Source organism: Phaeobacter sp. HS011, from assembly GCF_018101215.1.
Taxonomy (GTDB): domain Bacteria; phylum Pseudomonadota; class Alphaproteobacteria; order Rhodobacterales; family Rhodobacteraceae; genus Phaeobacter; species Phaeobacter inhibens.
This window is the reverse complement of record NZ_JAGEUF010000001.1, coordinates 165071-186768: the sequence shown is the minus strand read 5'-3', so window position 1 is coordinate 186768 and position 21698 is coordinate 165071. Positions and strand designations below refer to the sequence as shown.

General features: G+C 61.4%; 21 protein-coding genes and 2 tRNA genes. 11 read left to right on the top strand and 12 right to left on the bottom strand.

Annotation, left to right across the window (positions count from 1 at the left end; genetic code table 11):
- Positions 1-132: 132 nt before the first annotated feature.
- The 3 genes from J4721_RS00905 to J4721_RS00895 are packed head-to-tail and all read left to right on the top strand — an operon-like array spanning position 133 to position 2975.
- The gene (locus J4721_RS00905; protein ID WP_211001894.1) at positions 133-1815 is read left to right on the top strand and encodes a pilus assembly protein TadG-related protein; all 1683 of its coding nucleotides are present in this window, start codon (positions 133-135) and stop codon (positions 1813-1815) included.
- Entirely contained in the window at positions 1812-2372 is a 561-nt protein-coding gene (locus tag J4721_RS00900; protein ID WP_102874622.1) for a TadE/TadG family type IV pilus assembly protein, read from the top strand. The genes J4721_RS00905 and J4721_RS00900 overlap by 4 nt, the downstream gene beginning before the upstream one ends.
- Positions 2373-2375: 3 nt before the next feature.
- On the top strand, positions 2376-2975 hold the full coding sequence (locus J4721_RS00895; protein WP_061048592.1) for a TadE/TadG family type IV pilus assembly protein: 600 nt from the start codon (positions 2376-2378) through the stop codon (positions 2973-2975).
- Positions 2976-3049: 74 nt separating this feature from the next.
- Here the strand turns inward: J4721_RS00895 and J4721_RS00890 are convergent, their stop codons facing one another.
- Positions 3050-3565 carry a hypothetical protein gene (locus tag J4721_RS00890; RefSeq protein ID WP_027247724.1) on the bottom strand — a complete coding sequence of 172 codons (516 nt, stop codon included), beginning with the start codon at positions 3563-3565 and terminating at the stop codon, positions 3050-3052.
- Positions 3566-3799: 234 nt separating this feature from the next.
- Between J4721_RS00890 and J4721_RS00885 the strand changes: the two genes are divergently transcribed.
- Positions 3800-4711: a pirin family protein gene (locus tag J4721_RS00885; RefSeq protein WP_211001893.1), complete on the top strand. Its 912-nt coding sequence runs from the start codon at positions 3800-3802 to the stop codon at positions 4709-4711.
- Between the two features lie 77 nt (positions 4712-4788).
- Here J4721_RS00885 and J4721_RS00880 read toward each other — a convergent pair whose 3' ends face one another.
- Positions 4789-5406 (bottom strand): TetR/AcrR family transcriptional regulator, encoded by a 618-nt coding sequence (locus J4721_RS00880; RefSeq protein ID WP_027247726.1) that lies wholly within the window; start codon positions 5404-5406, stop codon positions 4789-4791.
- Between the two features lie 97 nt (positions 5407-5503).
- Between J4721_RS00880 and J4721_RS00875 the strand changes: the two genes are divergently transcribed.
- From J4721_RS00875 to J4721_RS00850, 6 genes are all read left to right on the top strand, one after another.
- Complete coding sequence (locus J4721_RS00875; RefSeq protein WP_102858109.1) at positions 5504-5833, top strand: hypothetical protein; 330 nt, start codon at positions 5504-5506, stop codon at positions 5831-5833.
- Between the two features lie 173 nt (positions 5834-6006).
- A complete protein-coding gene (locus J4721_RS00870; RefSeq protein ID WP_014873973.1) occupies positions 6007-7293 on the top strand; it encodes a homoserine dehydrogenase in 1287 nt (428 codons plus the stop codon).
- 133 nt (positions 7294-7426) lie between these two features.
- Positions 7427-8410: a class II fructose-bisphosphatase gene (glpX, locus tag J4721_RS00865; protein ID WP_014873972.1), complete on the top strand. Its 984-nt coding sequence runs from the start codon at positions 7427-7429 to the stop codon at positions 8408-8410.
- A 141-nt stretch (positions 8411-8551) separates the two neighbouring features.
- Positions 8552-10294 carry a single-stranded-DNA-specific exonuclease RecJ gene (gene recJ / locus J4721_RS00860; protein ID WP_211001892.1) on the top strand — a complete coding sequence of 581 codons (1743 nt, stop codon included), beginning with the start codon at positions 8552-8554 and terminating at the stop codon, positions 10292-10294.
- Between the two features lie 144 nt (positions 10295-10438).
- A tRNA-Glu gene (locus tag J4721_RS00855) sits at positions 10439-10513 on the top strand.
- A 335-nt stretch (positions 10514-10848) separates the two neighbouring features.
- Positions 10849-10923 (top strand) — tRNA-Glu (locus tag J4721_RS00850).
- A gap of 261 nt (positions 10924-11184) precedes the next feature.
- Here J4721_RS00850 and J4721_RS00845 read toward each other — a convergent pair.
- The 6 genes from J4721_RS00845 to J4721_RS00820 all read right to left on the bottom strand — a co-directional run bounded on the left by J4721_RS00845 (position 11185) and on the right by J4721_RS00820 (position 17745).
- Positions 11185-12186 carry a GGDEF domain-containing protein gene (locus tag J4721_RS00845; RefSeq protein WP_076620077.1) on the bottom strand — a complete coding sequence of 334 codons (1002 nt, stop codon included), beginning with the start codon at positions 12184-12186 and terminating at the stop codon, positions 11185-11187.
- Entirely contained in the window at positions 12186-12773 is a 588-nt protein-coding gene (locus J4721_RS00840; RefSeq protein ID WP_014873969.1) for a heme NO-binding domain-containing protein, read from the bottom strand. Before J4721_RS00840 ends, J4721_RS00845 begins: the two co-directional genes overlap by 1 nt.
- A gap of 94 nt (positions 12774-12867) precedes the next feature.
- The gene (locus J4721_RS00835) at positions 12868-14658 is read right to left on the bottom strand and encodes a DUF4153 domain-containing protein (RefSeq protein WP_211001891.1); all 1791 of its coding nucleotides are present in this window, start codon (positions 14656-14658) and stop codon (positions 12868-12870) included.
- A 93-nt stretch (positions 14659-14751) separates the two neighbouring features.
- On the bottom strand, positions 14752-16311 hold the full coding sequence (locus J4721_RS00830) for a trimethylamine methyltransferase family protein (RefSeq protein ID WP_102883173.1): 1560 nt from the start codon (positions 16309-16311) through the stop codon (positions 14752-14754).
- Between the two features lie 222 nt (positions 16312-16533).
- Positions 16534-17223, bottom strand: coding sequence for an HAD family hydrolase (locus J4721_RS00825; protein WP_014873966.1), 690 nt, complete (start codon positions 17221-17223; stop codon positions 16534-16536).
- Positions 17224-17460: 237 nt separating this feature from the next.
- Complete coding sequence (locus tag J4721_RS00820) at positions 17461-17745, bottom strand: DUF3572 domain-containing protein (protein ID WP_027247729.1); 285 nt, start codon at positions 17743-17745, stop codon at positions 17461-17463.
- A 115-nt stretch (positions 17746-17860) separates the two neighbouring features.
- On the opposite strand from J4721_RS00820, the gene J4721_RS00815 reads away from it, so the two are divergent.
- Positions 17861-19291, top strand: a complete 1431-nt coding sequence (locus J4721_RS00815) for a diguanylate cyclase domain-containing protein (RefSeq protein ID WP_211001890.1) — start codon at positions 17861-17863, stop codon at positions 19289-19291.
- 259 nt (positions 19292-19550) lie between these two features.
- Here J4721_RS00815 and J4721_RS00810 read toward each other — a convergent pair whose 3' ends face one another.
- From J4721_RS00810 to J4721_RS00795, 4 genes are all read right to left on the bottom strand, one after another.
- A complete protein-coding gene (locus J4721_RS00810; RefSeq protein WP_014879448.1) occupies positions 19551-20030 on the bottom strand; it encodes a periplasmic heavy metal sensor in 480 nt (159 codons plus the stop codon).
- Positions 20027-20503 (bottom strand): hypothetical protein, encoded by a 477-nt coding sequence (locus J4721_RS00805; RefSeq protein ID WP_102869641.1) that lies wholly within the window; start codon positions 20501-20503, stop codon positions 20027-20029. Before J4721_RS00805 ends, J4721_RS00810 begins: the two co-directional genes overlap by 4 nt.
- Entirely contained in the window at positions 20496-21104 is a 609-nt protein-coding gene (locus J4721_RS00800) for an RNA polymerase sigma factor (protein WP_211001889.1), read from the bottom strand. Before J4721_RS00800 ends, J4721_RS00805 begins: the two co-directional genes overlap by 8 nt.
- A gap of 64 nt (positions 21105-21168) precedes the next feature.
- A complete protein-coding gene (locus J4721_RS00795) occupies positions 21169-21672 on the bottom strand; it encodes an EF-hand domain-containing protein (protein ID WP_076619463.1) in 504 nt (167 codons plus the stop codon).
- Between the last annotated feature and the right edge of the window lie 26 nt (positions 21673-21698).

The following is a 21698-nucleotide window of genomic DNA, read 5'->3' as shown; positions in this document are numbered from 1 at the left end:
ATTCAAGGACAATGCGCGCGATTTGGTCCGGTATACGCCCCAATTCCGCCACCTTCATAAAGCATTAATATGTGTGAAATTCCATTTCTGATGGCGCTGTGCCGGGGGGTTAAGCGGCTGGGGGTTCGACACATGACTATGCGTTCTGACAAGATATCCATCGCGGCCCGACAGGCCTGCCTGACCGCCTGCATTCGCAGCGGGGCGCAGCTGCGCGCTTTCCGGCAGGATGACTCGGGCGTGCTGCTGAAACCCATGGTGGGCTTCCTGCTGTCAATGCTGGCCGTCGGCGGGATTGGCGTTGATCTGATGCGTATGGAACGGGACCGTACCATCCTGCAGTATACCCTTGACCGCGCAGTTCTGGCGGCTGCCGATCTCGACCAGCCACTGCCTCCTGCAGCGGTGGTTCAGGACTATCTCAGCAAGGCGGGGCTCAATAAATACTACACGCCCCCGGTGGCTGAAACCGGGCTCGGGTTCAAAAAGGTGCAAAGCACCATCGACACCACATTTGAAACCCACATGCTCAAATTCTCCAGCGGCCAGGACATGCCGCTCTATGCAACCTCCCGCGCCGAAGAGAGTATCGACGGGCTGGAGATCTCATTGGTGCTGGATGTCTCCGGATCGATGGGCAGCAACAGCCGCCTGGCCAATCTCAAGGTCGCGGCAAAAGATTTCGTCGACACGATGATCGCCAATACCATCGACAACAAGATGTCGATCTCCATCATCCCCTACGCCACACAGGTCAGCCTGCCGACCGAGTTGATGGATCAGTACAACACCACCGACGAACACGCATATTCCAACTGCGTGAATTTTATCGGCAGCCATTTTCAGACCACCGCTCTGTCCACCACCGAAGAACTGGACCGGACGATGCACTTCAGCGTGTGGTCCGGCAGTGACTATCGCGCCAGCGCAAACCCGCTGGGCAGCCCAACTTGTGAAGACAGGGCCGACCGCGAAATCCTGCCATTCCAGAAGGATGCGAACACACTCAAAGGCTTCATCGACGGCCTGAGTGCAAAAGGTAACACATCGATCGATGTTGGCATGAAATGGGGCACCGCCCTGCTCGATCCAAGTGCGCGCCCTGCCATCAGCGCGCTGGCATCAGGCGGTGGGGCCATGGTGCCAGCTACGTTCAATAATCGCCCGGCGGCGTTCAATGATCACGAAACGGTCAAGGTTATCGTGCTGATGACCGACGGCAAGAATACCAACCAGTACTATGTCGAGTCCGACCACCGGGAAGGATCCTCCGACGTCTGGTACAACTCTGCCGCCACCGGCTCGAACCCACGCTACTCGCTCTACGATCCGCAGCGCGACAAATACTGGTGGGACCGCATGAACCGCTGGGAAGATCACGCCTATGGTCAGGGCAGCTATCGCAAATGTGGTAGCTACAGCTGCTGGTGGCAGGACGAACAGGGGGAGCCTGCGAATGTCAAACGCCTGAGCTGGGGTGAGCTGTTCGGTGAAACCTCGCTGAAATATCTCTACAAGTACCTCTATGGCGATTGGATGGGTCAGTCCTCGGCGCGCAGCGTCTGGTACTACGGCGTCTATGACTACTGGAACACCAGCACCAAGGACGCCCGCACCCGCGCGGTCTGCAACGCCGCCAAAAATCAGGGCATCGTTGTCTACACCATCGGGTTTGAGGCGCCCAGCAGCGGCACTGCGGTGCTGAAGGATTGTGCCAGCTCAGATGCGCATCACTTTGATGTGCGCGGGCTTGAGATCCGCGACGCCTTTGCCTCGATCGCGACGTCGATCCGCCAGCTGAGGCTGACGCAATGACTCGCCGCAACCAACATCAAAAGCCCAGTCGGCTACGCCGCGCCCTGCGCCTGTTCCGCAAGCGCGAGGATGGCAACGCCACGGTTGAATTCGCCATCGTGATCCCCGCCTTTCTGTTTCTGCTGATGAACACAGTGGAACTGGGCATGATCACCATCCAGCAATCCATGCTGGAACGGGCACTGGATCAGACCGTGCGCGGCCTGCGCCTCTCAACCGGCGTTCCAAAACAGCACAATGAGATCCGCGACGAGGTTTGCCGCCGCTCTGGGTTTATCCGCAACTGCGGCACGTCACTGCGGCTCGAAATGGTACAGGTTGATCCTTATGCCTGGACGCCGGTTGACCCGGTTCCCGACTGCATCAACCGGGTTGAGGACGTGCAGCCCGTGCGCAATTTTGTCACCGGCGACTCCAACGAGCTGATGTTCATCCGCGCCTGCATGGCCATGAAGCCCGTGTTTCCTCATTGGGGCCTGGCTGACGATATGGACAATGATGCCGACGGCCGGATCCGCCTCTATGCGACCTCAGCCTTTGTTCAGGAGCCCCGGTAAGCCATGTTGACCCGTATCCGCACCCTGTTCCACCGCTACCGACGCGAAACCGATGGCTCGGTCTCGGTTGAGTTTGCCTTCTACATGCCGCTGCTGCTTGGCGTCTTTGCAGCAATCTACACCTATTTTGATGCTTTCCGTCAGGAAGGGGTCAATCTGAAAGCGGCTTATACCATCTCGGACCTGATCTCCCGCGAGACCTCGACCCTGAATGAGGATTACATCGACAGCATGCATGATCTGGCCAAGCTGCTGATCCGCGTCGACTCCTCTATTTCTCTCAGGATCTCGGTGATCCGCTGGGATGAGGACGATAACCGCTACTATGTGGACTGGTCCAAGGTGCGTGGCGGCAAATTCACCGAATGGCAGGACGGCAACATTCAGGAGGTCAAGGATGATCTGCCGACCATGCCGGATCAGGAGCGGGTGATTCTGGTGGAAACCAAGAACGATATCGACCCGGCCTTCAACGTTGGCCTGCCAGATATGGACATCCAGAATTTCGTCTTCACCCGCCCGCGTTTCGCACCGCAAGTGAAGTTTGAAGGTCAGGACAGCGGCGGCGGTGACCACAATGACAACAGCGGCGCGACGGACTAGACCTGCTGCTCAACCAACAAAGGCGCCTCCGGCATCGGTGGCGGCTTTTGCCATTCGAAAATACAGATGCCGCCTTAGCTCTGCGACTGCCCAGCCTCACGCCGTGCAATCATGATCGCCAGGATTTCCGCCATGGATTTGCTCTGCGCACCCGGCGTGACGCCCCCAATGCCAATCCGATGCCCCAGTCGCCACCAAAGCCCCGGCCGCCAGCTGCGCGCACCCTTGGTGGCTGTTCGGATCAGAAAGCCGTTCGACGGTTTGAACGCAAACACCCCACGATCCACCGCAACAACATCCGCCACCTCGGCTATCACTGCCCCGTCGGAACTACGCAGCACCTCTTCGGTCAATTCAATCCGCAACGCGGTAGCCTGCCATAGACGCATGGCCAGCCACAGGCAAAACCCACCAATGGCCAGCAGGAACACCAGCCAATGGGGGGCTGGCGGTTTGGCCAGTGCCACATAGATTGCCAGCGCCCCGACCACGATCAGCATCACCGCTGCCAGCACCCGCCGCGGCGCGGAGGCATCCACCGTTGCCAAAATCTCATCCTTCGTCTCGCCCGATCCAGCCCTCTGGCCCATCACCCGTGTCCTCACCCTGTTCTTCCGCCCCGGTCAGCACCACGGAGCTCGTCCCGGCGGATGTAGCCTGATTGCACCAAAGGGCATAGCCCCCTGTTGTCACGGTCTCCCAGAAAGAGGCTCCCACGGGCGACTTATGTGCACCTTCGCACATCAGCAGTTAACCAGAGGGGCTTTCCGACACACTCGCACAGACCTATCTATGAGGTCTTACACAGCAACCGGAGACCTGCCATGTCGATCCGTCCCATCCTGGAAACCCGTCCCGCCACACCCGCGCTGGAAGGTGCAGGCGTCAAGCTGCACCGCGCCTTCGGGTTTCACGACCCGAGCGAACTGGACCCCTTCCTGCTGTTCGACGACTTCCGCAATGACCGCGCCGAAGATTTCGAAGCCGGTTTTCCCTGGCATCCCCACCGGGGGATCGAGACCATCACCTATGTGTTGGACGGTACCGTTCACCATGGCGACTCTCTGGGCAACAATGGGACATTGGGCGCCGGCGACGTGCAGTGGATGACCGCCGGATCGGGCATCCTGCATCAGGAGATGCCAAAAGGGAATGCCAAGGGCCAGATGCATGGTTTTCAGCTCTGGGGCAACCTGCCCGCCAGCCAGAAAATGACCGCCCCGCGCTATCAGGACATCACCGCCAAGGACATTCCCGAGGTAATTGACGACGACGGCACCCGGGTGAAGGTCATTGTTGGTGACTTCTGGGGCAAACGCGGTCCCGTCGACGGCATCGCCGCCGATCCGCAATATCTGGATGTCTCCGTCCCGCCCGGTATAAAAAAGACCTTTCGCATCGACACATACCGGCGCGCTTTTGCATATGTCTTTGCCGGTCAGGGCGCCTTTGTCGATGCTGCAACGCCGCAGGGTGTGCTGCTGGAGAAAGAGGTCGCGGGCGAGGAACTGCACATCCGCGATATGTCCGGCGATCGTACGCTGGTCCGGTTTGGCACCGGTGAAGAAATCACCGTACAGGCTGGCCCGGAGGGGGTTCGCTTCCTTCTGATCTCAGGCGCCCCGATTGAGGAGCCTGTCGCCTGGCATGGCCCGATTGTCATGAACACCCAGGATGAGTTGCGGCAGGCCTTCAGGGATCTGCGCAATGGTCAGTTTATCCGGCCCGCCCACTAGATCCGCCTCAGACTGCCCGCTTGGTGTCGCGTTGCAGCGCGGCACCAACCCTCAGGGGGGGGGGCAGGCACATAGGGTCAGGCGCGAACGGATTTCTGTACCATGTCCCAATAAATTGCCTCGACCTCGTCCAGCGACAGACGCCCGCCGCTGCGGTACCAAGTCATCACACCGTTCAGCATCGCAATCACCGCCAGAGTTGCGATTTTGGTGTCGGGGATATGGAACACGCCCAGCCGCACCCCGTCTTTCAGGATCGTTTCCAGCGCATTCTCATATTCGCGACGCAGGGACTCGATAGCGGTGAAATTGTCTTCCGACAGGTTTCGCAACTCCATATAGGCAATGAAAACCGCGTCGGGTCGTTCCAGATGGAAGCGGATGTGAAACCGGGTAAAGGCCTCAAGCCGTGCCAGAACGTGATCTTCGGCACTGCCAGCAGACACAGTCTGATCCGGGTCCCGCAGATCCTGCCAGGCCTGCAACAACTCCGTCATATGACCTTCCATCAGGCTGAACAGCAGGCTCTGCTTGTCAGGGGTATAGTTATAGAGCGCACCGGCCTGCACACCGACCTCGGATGCGATCTGGCGCATTGAGACCGCCGCATAGCCATGTTGGGCAAACAGCTTCAGCGCCGCAGCGCGGATGCGCGGACCGGTGATATCGGAATGTGAACCTTGGGTACGTGCCATCTCTCCATTTTATATGAACATTCGTTCATATAAAAGCCCCGCTTGTGCCTTTTCACCAATATGTGCATCAAGGGAATAGTGAACAAGGATGGTTTTTATGCAATCGCCCGCACAGTCCAAGACCCGGCTCCCGATGCCCAGCATTTGTGCAACTTCGGGATTGGACCCCCTCCGTCGGCATTCTCGGCTTTTCCCCCTGTTGGCCGCAGCTGCGCTCGCCTCGGCCTGTGCCCGCGTGCCGGAGCTGGAGGACCGGCTTACACCCGATCTGCGCGGCGCCGCCTACCCTGCCCTTGTGCCCTTGGAGGATGCGCTTCACCCCGGCACATCCGCAGCTGAGGAGAGCAAAGCGCTGGAAGACACGCTAGAAGCGCGCGCCGCCCGTTTGCAGGCCCGCGCAGATAGGCTGCGCGCAGCACAACCCTGACGCAAGGCCCCCAGCTTGGCAGCCCCCTCAGCTGCGGGCAAAACCGTCTGATCTCACAGCAACACACGCCCTGTCTTGGGATTTGTCCGCCGCGTATCGCCGCCGCCGTTGCACCGCTGCGCCGAACCCGCTAAGGCGGGGAGACGTCTTTCGGAATTAAAGGATCCCCAGCTATGACAGAGCCGCTTCGCCTTGGTATTGCAGGTTTGGGCACGGTTGGCACCGGCGTGATCAAGATCATCCGCCGTCAAGCAGCCATGCTGGAGGCCCGTACCGGACGCCAGATCCAGATCACAGCCGTCTCCGCGCGGGACGCAAGCAAGGACCGTGGCGTGCCGCTTGGCGACTATGCCTGGGAAACCGACCCCGTGGCGCTGGCCACCCGCGACGATGTCGATGTCTTTGTCGAACTGATGGGCGGCCATGAAGGCGCTGCCAAGGCCGCAACCGAGGCCGCCTTGGAGGCAGGTAAGGACGTCGTTACCGCCAACAAGGCGCTGCTGGCGATCCACGGTCAGGCGCTGGCCGAACAGGCCGAGGCTGCAGGCCGCGTCATCCGCTTTGAAGCGGCTGTAGCGGGCGGCATCCCGGTGATCAAATCGCTGACCGAAGGTCTGGCAGGCAATGAAATCACCCGCGTCATGGGCGTTATGAACGGCACCTGCAACTATATCCTGACACAGATGGAAGCCACCGGTCAGGGCTACAACGCCCTGTTCGAGGAATGTGGCCGCCTTGGCTATCTTGAGGCCGATCCCAACCTGGATGTCGGCGGTATCGACGCCGGTCACAAGCTGGCGATCCTGTCCGCCATCGCCTTTGGCACCAAGCCCGCTTTTGACGATGTGCAGCTGGAAGGTATCCAGCGCATCAGTCTCGACGACATCCGCCACGCTGCCGATATGGGCTACCGGATCAAGCTGCTGGGCGTGGCGCAGCGCACCGGGCGCGGGCTGGAACAGCGTATGTCGCCCTGTCTGGTGCCTGCGAATTCCCCGCTGGGTCAGCTGGAAGGCGGCACCAATATGGTGGTGATTGAAGGCGACGCGGTTGAACAGATCGTCCTGCGCGGCCCCGGTGCCGGCGAAGGTCCGACCGCCAGCGCAGTCCTTGGTGACATCTGCGATCTGGCCCGCGGCAGCCGCCTGGCCACCTTTGGCCAGCCTGCGACCTCTCTGGAAGATGCCCCTGCGGCCCAGACCAGCCTTGCCGCTCCGCATTATCTGCGCTTGGCGCTGCTGGACAAGCCGGGCGCACTGGCCAAGGTGGCTGCTGCCCTTGGCAATGCTGGGATCTCCATCGACCGGATGCGCCAATACGGCCATTCTGAACCAACCGCGCCAGTACTGATCGTGACCCATAAATGCACCTCCAGCACCCTGCAGACGGCACTGGAAGATCTGGCCAAGACCGATGTTGTGGCAGGTGAGCCTGTTGCGCTGCGTATCGAAGAGGTCTGAGCGCCATCAGATGTAAAAAACAGCGGAAACAGTGCCGATTGCAGCGCGCCGTTACCGCCAACCGCCCTTGCCCGCACTGCCAGATGCAGGGTATGCGACGGCACCGACCCGGGATTGAGATAGGACATTGGCTATGACTTCTGACACCAACGACGCCGCATTCAACGACCGCCTGCTGTCGCTCGGCCTGGCCCGCGTGGCTGAGCAGGCCGCTCTGGCCTCCGCACCGCTGATCGGCCGCGGCGATGAAAAAGCCGCCGACCAGGCCGCCGTCAACGCCATGCGCGAACAGCTGAACCTGCTGGATATCGCAGGCGTCGTGGTCATCGGCGAAGGCGAGCGGGACGAAGCACCCATGCTCTTTATCGGCGAGGAAGTCGGCACCGGCAAAGGCCCCGGCGTTGATATCGCGCTGGACCCGCTCGAAGGCACCACGCTGACGGCCAAGGATATGCCGAACGCGCTGACCGTGATCGCGATGGGGCCGCGCGGCTCTATGCTGCACGCGCCGGACACCTATATGGACAAGCTGGCCGTGGGCCCGGGCCTGCCGGAAAATGTCGTTTCGCTGGACATGAGCCCGCGCGAGCGCGTCGAGGCGCTGGCCAAGGCCAAGGGCTGCGCCCCCTCTGACATCACCGTCTGCATTCTGGAGCGCCCCCGCCACGAAGCGATGATCGCTGAGGTGCGCGAAACCGGCGCCGCCATTCGCCTGATCACCGATGGCGATGTGGCCGGCGTAATGCACTGCGCCGAAAGCGAAATCACCGGCATCGACATGTATATGGGCCAGGGCGGCGCACCCGAAGGCGTGCTGGCTGCTGCCGCACTGAAATGCATGGGTGGTCAGATCTTTGGCCGCTTGCTGTTCCGCAACGATGATGAGAAAGCCCGCGCCGCCAAGGCCGGCATCACCGATCTGGACCGCGTCTATGCCCGTGACGAAATGGTCACCAGCGATGTGATTTTTGCCGCCACCGGCGTCACCGGCGGTTCGCTGCTGCCCGCGATCAAACGTCAACCGGGTTGGGTGGAAACCACCACGCTGTTGATGCGCTCCAAAACCGGGTCCGTGCGCCGGATGAGCTACCGGACTCCGCTCAGCGCGCATCAATAGGATCTGATCTTGCGACGCTACGCAAAGGTCGGGTTTTGAGTATTTGAAGAAAGGTGAAAGGCCGGGTCCGCGCAGATCCGGCCTTTGCCATGAGAACGCCCGTCAGGGGCCGGGGCAATCACGCGGAAAAGGGACGACGACATGAGCTTTCTGGGAGTTGAGACTTCACTCAGCGGGCGTCGCTGGATTGGCCCCGATGTGGAGGTCGCCCGCGCAGCCGAGATGATGGAACAGCAGACCGCACTGCCCGCCGCCGTCTGTCAGGTGCTGGCCCGGCGCGGCGTCCCCTCCCATGAGGCCAGCGGTTTTCTAATGCCGCAGCTGAAGGAATTGCTCCCTGATCCGCGCCGGATGAAAGATATGGAACCCGCTGCGGCCCGGTTCCTGCAAGCGGTGGAGCGGCGCGAGCGGATCGCGGTCTTTGCCGACTATGACGTTGATGGCGGCTCCTCAGCAGCGCTGCTGTTGGTCTGGCTAAACCAGGTAGGGCTGAGCGCCACGCTCTATGTGCCCGACCGTATCGACGAGGGCTACGGCCCCAATGACGCCGCGATGGCCGCGCTGGCCCGTGATCACGATCTGATTGTCTGCGTCGATTGCGGCACGCTGTCCCATGGTCCGATCGCCGCCGCCAAAGGCGCTGATGTGATCGTGCTCGACCACCATCTGGGCGGAGAGACCCTGCCGGACTGTGTCGCAGTGGTGAATCCCAACCGCCAGGATGAGGACGGCGACCTAGGCTATTTCTGTGCTGCAGGCGTGGTGTTTCTGATGTTGGTCGAGCTGCGCCGCCAGATGCGGGACAAGGGACTTGGCACCGGTCCTGACCTGATGGCCCTGCTGGATCTGGTGGCACTGGCCACCGTTGCGGATGTGGCACCCCTAATTGAAGCCAACCGCGCGCTGGTGCGTCAGGGGCTGAAGGTCATGGCCACTCGTCAGCGGCCCGGACTGGTGGCGCTGGCGGATGTCTCGCGGATGGATTCTGCCCCCTCCACCTATCATCTTGGCTTTCTGCTCGGGCCACGGGTCAATGCTGGCGGGCGCATCGGCAAGGCCGATCTTGGTGCGCGATTGCTGGCGACCAGCGACCCGGCCGAGGCCGAAGCCATCGCCGCCCGGCTGGATGAGCTGAACACCGAGCGCCGCGATATTGAAAACGCCGTTCGCGCCGCCGCGCTGGAGCAGGCGGAGGCGCGCGGGTTGGATGCGCCGCTGGTCTGGGCCGCTGGTGAAGGCTGGCACCCCGGCGTTGTTGGCATCGTTGCCTCTCGCCTGAAAGAAGCTGCCGGCCGTCCCGCCATCGTGATTGGCCTGGATGGCGATGAGGGCAAGGGATCTGGCCGCTCGGTCAGCGGCATTGACCTGGGCGCCTCCATCCAGCGCGCTGCGGCTGAGGGGCTGCTGATCAAGGGCGGCGGACACAAAATGGCAGCTGGGCTGACGGTCGCGCGCGACCAGCTGGAACCCGCCATGGCGCGGCTGAGCGAACTGCTGGCCAAACAGGGCGCCGGTGATCTGGGCCCAAGTGACCTGAAACTGGACGGCATGTTGATGCCCGGTGCCGCAACGGTACCGTTGATCGAACAGATCGAACAGGCAGGCCCCTTTGGGGCCGGCGCGCCCGCCCCCCGCTATGGGTTTCCCGACCTACAGGTGCGATTTGCCAAACGGGTTGGCGAAAGCCACCTGAAACTCTCACTCAGTGACGGGTTGAGCAGCGGGATTGATGCCATCTGCTTTGGCGCCTTTGATACTGCTTTGGGATCGCGCCTGCTGGATCACGGCGGCGCCCGTTTCCACTTTGCCGGTCGGCTTGAAATCAATACTTGGGGGGGCCGCCAATCCGTACAGCTGCGGCTGGAGGATGCCGCCGAGGCCTGAGATCAGCCCCGAAAAGCGCAGCACACAAAGAGCCTAGCAGTCGAAAATAACCGCCGCCCGCCCACGACAAAATAAATTGCAATACTGGTGTTTTTTAGCTTGCGGGTTCCGGCCCAAGACACTAAATACCCGCTCACACCAAGTGGCCCGTTCGTCTATCGGTTAGGACGCCAGGTTTTCAACCTGGAAAGAGGGGTTCGATTCCCCTACGGGCTGCCACTTTTCCGCATATCACCTTCGATTGACCGCCTGCATCTTGCAGAATGCTGCCTGTGCGACATTTGCAGCAGCCCGGCATCATGGCGCGGCCTCGACGATCTGTCGCCCGTTCCGCCAAGGGCGCTGGCCTGTGAGTGCCACTTTCCGCGATCCAAGCAGCGACAGAAGTTGCTCGCGGGAACACGTCGGATACCACAGGCGGTGCATCAAGTTATTTTCATAATTTTCATAAGCTTGCGGGATATTTCACGAGGTTGAAAAAAACTCGCGCTGATGTCAAAATCCCTCTTGCGCCGGGGCGATGTACTCAGTAAACACGCCCTCACAGACCAAGTGGCCCGTTCGTCTATCGGTTAGGACGCCAGGTTTTCAACCTGGAAAGAGGGGTTCGATTCCCCTACGGGCTGCCACTCTGTTTCCCCTGAACATTGTAATATGAACACTTTCGGAAACACGCTTCGTGTATGCCTGACTGCTGCGGTCGAACCACTTTCTGCCCGCTGTCACTCATAGGGGTCAATCATCAGGGCACCTGCGGCATGCATACGACCTTTCGATCAGACCCGGCTCCACGCGATAGCCTCGGGACCACGGCACCAGCGCATCAGTCCACCCGCATCAGATCACACGCAAAGACCAGCTCCACCGCAGATCCACCGACTGGCTGAGCATTAGGCTTCATCCTGCTCATCCATACCAGGCTGATAGAAGAAGTGGCGCGCCCGGCCTGCGTTTTTTGCAGCATAAAGTGCCACATCCGCCTGATGGAGCAACGTTGCCGCGTCCAGCCCTTGCGAAAAGGCCGCAGAAAGTGCGGTCCCTGCGCTCGCCGAAATCTTGCAGGTCTTATCACCGAAGGGGATTGGTTCCTCGATGCTAGAAATCAGCCGACGGGCAATACCTGAGAGCTGTATTCGGTCAATAAGACCCTCAAAGATAAGAACAAACTCATCCCCACCAACCCTTGCGACCGTATCATTCTGACGGGTGCATTGCACCATCAGCTTCGCTACCCGTTGCAGGACGGTATCCCCCGCCGCATGGCCAAGCGTGTCATTGACCTCTTTGAAGAAATCGAGATCCACATGCATCAGGGAGAAATCCCGGCCCGAGGAGATCAGCCGATTCAGGATGTGATCCATCGCGCGGCGGTTCTTCACACCTGTCAGCGTATCTGTAAACGCCTGTTCCTCTGCGGCGATTTTTGCCCCCTGTAGGCGTAGATTAAGCTGGCGTGACGCCTCCATAGCGGCGGATTTCGCCTCAACAAGATAGAGCATCTCAATGGTCAGATCCGTCGGGGAAAAATCAGCACTTGTAAGATCATAGTCGCGCACCGCTTCAAGCACTGAAATGCCGAAAGATAGGTTGATGAACCCGCCCTTACCCTCCGGGAAGGGGGCAAGCACCCCTTTCAGACCGGTTTGCGGAGCATCGCGGAAATTGAGATGCAGTTTTGCACCGGCTGTCTTGATCAGGTCCTCAGTCGACCGGACCCGACGCGGCCGCGCGAGATCAAAGACCCGAAAGAACCGGCTGCCGATCCATTCGGTATCCGGGCGCAGTTTGCGCAATGTCGGCCCAACCCCGGTAATCCGCCCTTCATGGTTAATAACCACATGCATCGGACAGATTTCATTGGCGATGGAGGAGATTTCCCGCATGCTCAGCATCATAGTGAATGCGCCCCCAGATCGAAGGCGCGGCCTTCGGCAAATTCAGTTTCAACCAGGGTGATCGCAATCACCTCTGCGTTGTCCTGCGTGCCTGAATGATCAAGGAAAACCAGATCGCCGTAGTCATCCGCCATCGCCCTCAGGACCCCCATCAATACATGGGCGTACCCGGGCAGACCGGGCTGGCAATGCAGTTCAAATTGCCCCGGCGCCTGTTCAATCAACTCCAGCCCCGGCAGGTTCAGATCTGCGACAGCCAGCCGTGCGCGATCCGGCAAATCATCCAGTGAATGCAGGAATTCCACATAGTTGACCCCACCAAAACGCAGCAATCGGCGCAGCGCCTCCAGCTGCGGGTTTGACACCAGAAACGTGCCCATATCTTCCAGCATTTCCGGCAGCGGGCGTTTCAGAATATCCTCTGCAGTCCGCAACATGATCTGGGATTGCTCATCCGTATAGGTAAGCATGGCTTCGAACTCGCTAAAGCCGAGCTCCGCCGTATCCATGATTGCCTGCCAGCTGTCCTTCCCGAAGGTGGTGCTGACAAACGCCTGGAATGCCCTATTGATCAGACCGTGCATCACTGGCCCCTTGTTACGTGTCTCTACTTTTGGCCCAGCCTGGTTAATAAAGGGCCAACAATTAAAATTGCTACGGTTTTCCCGCAGTCAGATGTCAGGGCCTTACCAGAACCTCTAGCCCCCCCAGCTTCAGCGTATTCTGCCGTGCCGGAGATATCTCGAAACGGTCAGCCTGCGCTGCCGCCAGCGCAGCCTCGACCTGCTCTGTTGCCCATTCTTCCACTGGTGTCCCGCGCTCCAGAATCACACGGCCTAGCATATCTGCACCGTCCGGGCCAAACCGCAGGGCCAGGCTCTCCAGCTGCGCTCCGTCACGACCTTCTCTGAAGAACAGCAACGCGAAGTCCGCCGTCTCGTCGGAGGTTGCACCCAGCGCGCCGCGAATAAGCACACATCCCGCGTTGCCATCCGGCAGCAGTTGCTTGCACCCGCGAATCCAGCGCAGCAGCTGAAACCGCTTCAGGCCCCTGAAATCATCCGCTGTTACCAAGGCTCCGGCAGGTCGTACGGGCAGCAGTTCAATCAGCTCCTTGCGCTGATCATCGGTAACATCCACCGCGTCCGTCGTTATTTGCCAACGGGTCGCGGCGCTGCGCGCCAACTGCAGACGCTTGGAGAGGTCCTTGTCGCCGGTCTCTTCCGCATGGGCATCCAACCGCGCCAGAGCGTCAAGCCCGCCCTGCCCCCAGTCATGAGCCATCTGCCACAGGGGCAGCTCTTCTGCTTTGGTCTCACCTGCCAGCACCCGCGCCACCTGGTTGTTGCCGGCAATGCGCCCCGCATCCACCAGCGGAGTCAGGGCCAGCGCCAGGGTGGCACCTGTCATCAGCGCCAGGCCGACAATGGCGCGGCGCAACAGATCCGGCCAATGCGCCCCGCCAATGGCGGCGCAGCCGGCATAGACCAACCCATGCAGCAGTAACATCATCGCAAAAAGCAGCGCATAGATGCGATCCGGCGTCCAACCATATTGCCAGACCCGCATCAACACCGCCCAGGCCGCCAGACCAGTGACGAGCATCAGACCAATCGCCAACTGCCGAGCTGCGATGCCGTTTGCGCCCTTTGGTTGCTCCTGCCGGGTCAGCGCCACGCAGACCAGTGTCATCATCACCGCTGACATCGCCATCAGCGTTGCAGCTGAGGACAGATGACCAAAGGCGCTGGACAACCCCTGCAGCGGAATCGCCGCCAAAAACAGGCCGACCACCAGAAGAACCGGGATCAGCAGCAGGCTGAGCAACCGAAACAAAAGATGCGGCGCGCCGCCGCCCCCCAGCTCCTGCACCACCGCCAGGCCCAGACCGAAAACCGCGCCGCTCAGCATCAGCGCCAGCCAGTCCACCTCGGCGATGTCTTCAAGAATAGTGATATTGACCAGATCCAGCAGGGCATTGGACAACAAGCCAAGGATCCAGAAGACAGCGACAAATCCGACCCCGCAGGCCAGGCGAAACGCAATCCCCCAACTGGCCGCAGACAGTGCCGCAAACCAGGTCCAGCGCTCCGGCGCGGACAGCCGCAGCAACACAAAAGGGCAGGCCATCGCGCCAAGCGTCAGCGCAATCAGCACCAAGGTCTCGTTCTCTAACAGGTCGATCGCAACCGGGTAGCGCAACGCCGCCAGAAGCATCAGCGCGGTCATCGGCACCGCAATCCAAAGCGCCCCGCGCAACGCATGCAGCAGCGACAGCGGTCCGATCATGGCCAGTGATGCGCCGCAAAAACTGGACAGAAACGCAAACATCGCCAGAAACAGGCTCTCAGAGAGACCCAGCTGATCCCAGTCCCGCGCCAGCAGCCACAGCGCGAATCCACTGCCCGCACCCAAAGCCACCATTGGCAAACGGGCGCGCAAAGCGGTCGCAGTATCCGGGTCAGTCATGGCAGCGATTCTCTCGTTAGATCGGCCTGACTTATACACTTGCGCAAAATAATGGCAGAGGTCTGAACGCGCGAAACTTCCCCTCAACTGGCGTTAGAAATCAGTTGGCGCGCCTCCCTCGGATTTCCGGCGTGCGACGAAGTCCGCCAGTTCCTCGTGCCGGGCCACATCCAGCGGTGGCGCTTCAAATCGGGCAATGATCTCCTTGAACATGTTATGTGCCCGTTCCGGCGTCCAGACCGCGCCTGCCGCCTCCCAGGCCTCATAGTTGCGCCAATCACTGAGGTAGGGCTGATAAAACGCGGTGCTATAGCGATCCTGCGTGTGCTGAATACCAAAGAAATGGCCGTCGTTGCCGACCTCGCGAATGGCTTCCAGCGCGATATCCTCAGGGCCGGTGCCGATGACTTCCGGCTGCATGTAGCGCTGGATCTGCTGGAGAATTTCGCAATCCATGATGAACTTCTCCGGGCTGGCAATCAGCCCGCCTTCCAGCCATCCGGCCGCGTGGTAGACCATATTGGTGCCCGACTGCACTGCCGCCCAGAGCGAATTGGACGTCTCCCACATCGCCTGCCCATCCGGTACATTGGCCGCACAAACACCGGACGACCGCATCGGCAGGCCATAATAGCGCGCCATCTGCCCGGTCATCTGGGTCGAGCGCATATATTCCGGCGTGCCAAAGGCCGGGGCACCGGATTTCATATCCACATTGGAGGTGAAGGTGCCGATCACACAGGGCGTGCCGGGGCGTATATATTGAAACAGCGCAATCGCCGAGAGCGACTCGGCGATGGATTGCGCCACAGCTCCGGACATGGTCACCGGTGCCATCGCCCCCGCCAGCGTGAAGGGCGTGACAACGATCGCCTGCCCCCGCCGTGCCAGCCGCAGGCAACCGTCGATCATCGGCTGGTCGTGTTTCAGCGGCGAGGTGGAGTTGATGTTGGTATACATATGCGGACGGGCCTCGAACTCTTCATGAGTCAGCCCTCCCGCGATCCGCACCATCTCCATCACATCCTCGACCCGCTCCTTGCCCAGCGAATAGGCGTGCATCGCCTTGTCCGTAAGCGTCAGCTTGTCATAGAGCACATCCAGATGGCGGACCGAGGCATGAATATCCACCGGCTCCACCGGATAGCCGCCAGCAAAGTGGATGCAGTTGAAATATTGGGTCAGCTTCAGCAGGTTCTGACATTGCTCGCGGGTGCCCGCGACCTTGGCATTCAGGGACATATCCCAGTAGTTTGGCGGCGAAGACACATTGCCGAATAGGATATGATCGCCCCCCACCGGCAGGGTTCGATCGGGATTGCGCGGCGTGATGGTGAATTCCGATGGCGCCTTGGCGACCATCTCCATCACGAACTCCCGGTCCAGATGAACCCGGTCACCCACGACCTTGCAGCCCGCCTCCTTGAAGATCTCAAGCGCCTCATCGTTAAGGAACACGATGCCGATCTCTTCGAGGATCCGCATCGCCCCATCGTGAATGGCCGCCACGCCCTCAGGGCCAAGCGGCTCAATCGGGCGATCAATGTTGCGTGGCACCGACCATGGCATCTGCTCAATCACCGCATCCCCGCGCCGGGCCGCCGCACCAGCGCGTCCGCCACCACGTTTTCGGGTTCGTGTCTCGGTTGTCATGGCCGCCCTCCCCTGCTGTCAGCTGATCGGCGCGACCGCCCATGGGGCCGCGCTACCGTTGGCTCATAGCGTCAGCAGGCCCTGTTCAGGCGCATTCCGAATGCCTGTTCCCGACAGGTTTGGTCGCTTTTCAGCGCCAACCCTGGTCAGACTGCATATTTCTGGGCATATGTGTCCAGTTCGCCTGACCCGGAGGCCACCAAACCACCGCTGGCGACGCGGTCAGCGATCCAGCCAGCCGGGGATATGGCCGATATCCGGCAGAACCACATCCGCGTGGGCTTCCAGTTCCGCTGCCCCGGCAAGCCCGGTCAGCACCCCGATCCGGTGCATCCCCGCCGCCGATCCAGCCTCCAGATCATGCAGGCTGTCGCCCACCATGGCGGTGCGCTCCGGTGCGATACCGGTGGCGGCACAGAAGGCCAGCAACGGGTCGGCGTCCGGCTTTGCCCCATGGCCGCTATCGAACCCGGCAACGAAGGCAAAGCGATCCAGTACACCGCTGCGACTGAGCTGTGATTTTGCAGACAGTTCCGCATCATTGGTCATCACCCCCAGCACCTTGCCCCGCGCCAGAAGATCATCAAGGAAGGCCGCCAGCGGCACGGCCTCGGCCAGGTCCGCCTCACCGGCGCTTTCGGCCATATATTGCTCCAGCTGATCCAGATCCATCTGTGGCACATGCGGCGCCAGCGCCTCCGCCACCTGCCGGTTGGTGGAGGCGATCACCAGACTGCTGGGCAGGATCTTTCCCGTCTCCAGGTCAAAATCTATCGCCGCCGCCATCGCCTGTAACCGATCCGTATCTCCCTCCGACAGCAGATCCAGCATCCGCCCGGTCCAACGGTTCCAGGTCTCGGCAAAGTCAAACAGCGTTCCGTCCTTGTCGAACAGCAGGGCATCAACGGGCATGGGCACTCCTAGATCAGAAATCCGCCCCCAATACCGCGCCGGCCTCAGGCGCAAGGGAACAGACGTGGGGCTGTGGTCATCAATCCACCAGGGACGTCGCCCCGATACATAGGTGATTGAAGACCGCCGCGCCAGCCAGCCCGAGGCTTTGGACGCTCAGTCCCGGTAAGAGAGGTTAATCACATCCCTTAACGGCGCGATGGTTTCCGCCGATCAACGCCGCCACATTCGCGAAACTCAGGTCCAGTGAACCTGCGCCCCGCCCGGCAGCGCCATACGCGCCTGCATCGGCTGATCATAGGCCAGCCCGGCACTGTCACAGAACTGCATGACCCAAGCGTCATCCATCGTCAGAAAGTCGAGAACCGAGCCGAGAAACTCGGGATTGGCGGCCTGCTCACGCAGATCCGCCTCACTCGCTCCGGTTGCGCCCAGAAAAACCGGCAGCAACTCGTCGTTGCCTGCCAGCCAGGCAAGCGCTTTTAAGCCTAAAGTCTCGGCTGCATCGGCGGAAAATAGCATATGTGCACACATTCCTGACACTTCGCGGTCAAATTGGTGAAAATACGAAAGGGTTTGTTAACCAGTCTCATTAAAACTTGAGACAATTCCAACGCAAGGGGCGAAAGGGCACCACGTGCAGGGCACTATCCTTATTATCGACGGTGTTGCGACCAACCGGATCATGCTGAAGGTTCAGCTGTCCGCCGCCTATTATCGGGTGGTTCAGGCCGAAACTGTTGCCGATATTGCCAAGACCGCCCTGCGCTGCCGCCCCGATCTTATCCTCAGTGCCATGTCGCTGCCCGATGGCGACGCGGTCGCCGTGAAACAGGCGCTGGCCGCCGATGACCAGCTTGCCGATATTCCGATGATCGCCATCGATCACGACAGCGACGCCGACCGCCGTTTGGCCGCCCTTACTGCCGGGATTGACGATGTGTTGTTGCAGCCGCTGGATGACACCATGTTGCAGGCCCGGATCCGCAGCCTGCTGCGCGCCAGCAGCACCCAGGAAGAGCTGAATTTGCAGCGGGGCAATACCCATGGCTATGCCCTGCCCCTCTCCAGCCCACATATCAGCGCGGGCCTGAGCGGCGCACAGGTGGCCTTGGTAACCGAACAATCCGCCACCGGCGTCTACTGGCAGGCCCAGCTGGCACCGCGTGTGCCCTACCGGCTGTGCAACCATCAGTTCAATGCGGTTCACCCCCTGATGCGCGAACCGGTGCCTGATGCCATCGTGATCGAACTGGGACGCAACACATTGGCGCAGGGCCTGCGTCTGCTGGCGGATCTGCGCGCCCGTGCGACCACCCGCAAATCCGTGGTCATTGCCGTCGTCCACCCCGCCGACCCCGCCATCGCCGCTGAGGCGCTGGACCGGGGGGCGCATGATGTGCTTCAGTCCGGCTTCGACGTCGCCGAGCTGGCGCTCCGGCTTGATAGCCAGCTGCGCAACAAGGCACGCATTGATCAGCTGCGCGACACCGTCCGCAACGGGCTGCGCGCCGCCGTTGAGGATCCGATGACCGGCCTCTTCAACCGCCGCTATGCCAAACCCTTCCTTGAGCGGGTCGCCAGCACCTCTGCCAAGACCGGCGAAACATTTGCAGTGATGCTGGCCGACCTTGACCATTTCAAACAGATCAATGACCTCTACGGCCACCCGGTCGGCGATGCGGTGCTGATCGAAGCAGCCAAACGCCTGCAAACCGCACTGCGCCCGGTCGATCTGCTGGCCCGCGTCGGTGGCGAAGAATTCATGATCGTGATGCCCGCAATTGGCGAGGCGATGGCCGAAGCCGCTGCCAGTGATCTCTGCAACCGGATCAACAGCAAACCGTTCCATATCCCCGGCGTTGACGCGCCGATCTTTGTGACCATCAGCATCGGCGTTGTCATCGGCGGACGCGCCTCGGCTGTGGATCAGCGCGACGGCACCGATCTCGCGCCGCAGGATCACGACAGCGCCGTCAGCGCCCTGATCACCAATGCCGACCGCGCGCTCTATTCGGCCAAACATGCCGGACGCAATCAAGTCTCGCTGGCAGACCTCGCAGCCTGACAGCGACAACGCGGCCCGCGCCGTCAACGGCGCGGACAAAGATCACCAGACACGGGACAGTGTCACTGGGCGCCAGTTGCCACAGACCGGGACAACCCGGCAGACAACTGGCGCAAATACAGGCAGGACCGGCCGAGCAGCCATTTGGTCCAGAAACATGAAACGGGGCAGCGATCCTCTCACTGCCCCGTTCGGTATTCCAGATAGCCATCGCCCCAGCTGTCCGGTGATCAAAAACCGGTCGGTTCGACCTCCCTGCTCAGTGCCGCCAGTTGCGCCGTTTCGGGTGCTGGATACGCTGCTCAAGCTGGTCAGCATAGGCCGCCCGCTCGCCCGCAGTCATCGCAACAATCTGATCCAGCCAGGCCGCCTGAACGGAGCGCTGGAATTCATGCCGCCGTGTGGCCTGCCCCTCCAGCATCCCCCCCAGCGCCATCGCATCAAAGGGACTGGCCCGCAGCAGCTCAACCACCTTGTCCCCTTCCGCACGCCGCCGGCCCTTGTAGCTGCCGTGCTCGCCTTCAGCCGTACTGCGAAGGCTGCGCCGGGTTTCAGCATCCAGATCCCGAAACAGCATGGCCCCGACCGGAGGCGGCATTCCGGCGCCTCTTTTGTGGTCGTTAAACCGCCAGGCCGCCCCGGCAACGACGCCAACCACCGCAAGGTTCAGCGCCAGCGACGCCATCAGCAGCCAGCGCAAGCGGCGGCCGGGTTTGGATGTGCGGGTCTCGTTGGTCATTCCATCTCCTCGCTCAGCACCACGGCCAGGTCGTAGCTATCATAGGGAAGGCTGTCATCAACCTGCTCCAGCCCCGCCAGGCTTACCGGGTCGGGCAGAAACGCAGGCGGCGCCAACCCGATCCACAGCCCGGCAGCACTGGCCGTGACCAATCCGCCAAGGGCAGGCCATCCACCAAGCCCGACCAACAAGTCCCGCAACCCTGCAAAAACTCCGCTGCCCGCAGCGCCCGGCTGCGCGGTCAGATCTGATCCCATTGCCTGACGCTCCAGGATCGCCGCCTGTGTCGCCGCAGCCTCGCTCAGGATCGCCCGCTCCAGCACCTCAGGGAGGGCGGCCGGGGCAGCGGTCCGCGCGCTGGCAAAAAGATCATCAAGCGCCAGTTCAGCCGCCACAAGATCCGCCGGGCCCAACCCGTCCCCGGCATCAGCGCCCGTCGGTGTGGGCGCGGTTTTTCCAGTTTTATCAACCATCACTATACCCCAGTTCGGCCCGGCGCCCGACCAGGATTGCCGCCAGCGCCCGCTTGCCCCGCGCGGTCAGACTTTCAACCGCCTCGACGCTGATGTCCATGATCCCGGCAATCTCCGGATTCGCCAGATCTTCGATGTGACGCAGCACCACCGCCTGCCGCTGACGCTCCGGCAATTGCATGAGTGCATCCTGCAACGCGTCCTGCCGCGCCCCGTCCTGCATCTGCTCCGCCGCAGATTTTGCAGGGTCCGGCGGGTCGGGAATGGCGTCCAGATCCACATGTCCGCCCCGCAATCGGCGCTTATGATCAATACAGAGGTTCATCACCACCCGGTAGAGCCAGGTCGAAAGCCGCGCCCGCCCCGGCTCCCAATGTTCCGCCTGCCGCCACAGCCGTACCATCGCCTCCTGGGTGATGTCCTCGGCCTCTGCGCGATTGCCAAGCACCCGCAGTGCCACGCCTAGGGCCCGGGGGGCCAGCCGCGCCGTCAGCACAGCTGCGGCCTCCGGATCCCCAGCAGCAAAGCGGATCAGCAATGCCCCGTCCGGATCATCCACGCCCTCCGCCATCGGCGTCGCCGGGCTGTCAGGCGGCGGCATCAGCGGGCCCTGCTCCGGGGCCCGCTCCGCGGTATTGGCAGATATATGCACCTGTCGTATCGGATCAGTTCTGCTCCACTTCGCCGCCCTGCATATCCCCACGTGGTTTATGACCGGCCCCATGGCGGCCCCGGAATTTTGCCCGCGCGCTCTCGAATTCTTCCTTGCTGATAGCACCATCGTCATTGGCGTCCACGCGGTCAAACATCTTTCCCATCCGGCGCGGCTTGGGCAGTTCATCAAGGCTGAGTGCGCCATCTTTGTCCGCATCCATTCGCTCCAGCATCGCAGCGGCGCGGGTTTTGGCGCGGGCCTGTGCAGCGGCTTCCATTTCCGCCAGTGTCAGTTGACCATCACCATCGGTATCCGCCGCCGCAAAACGGGCCTCACGCAGCCCTTCCATCTCGGCCTTGGTCACCTGACCGTCACCATTGGTGTCCATCTCTTCAAAGCTCATGCGCGGACCATGACCGCCCTTGCCGCCAAAGCCCGGCTTCGCTATCGCACCCGTTGCTCCGATGACAGCTCCGACAGCGATGACGGCGGCGATAAACTTGGTATGTTTCATGTCTGCGGTTCCTTTTGCAGCAGGCA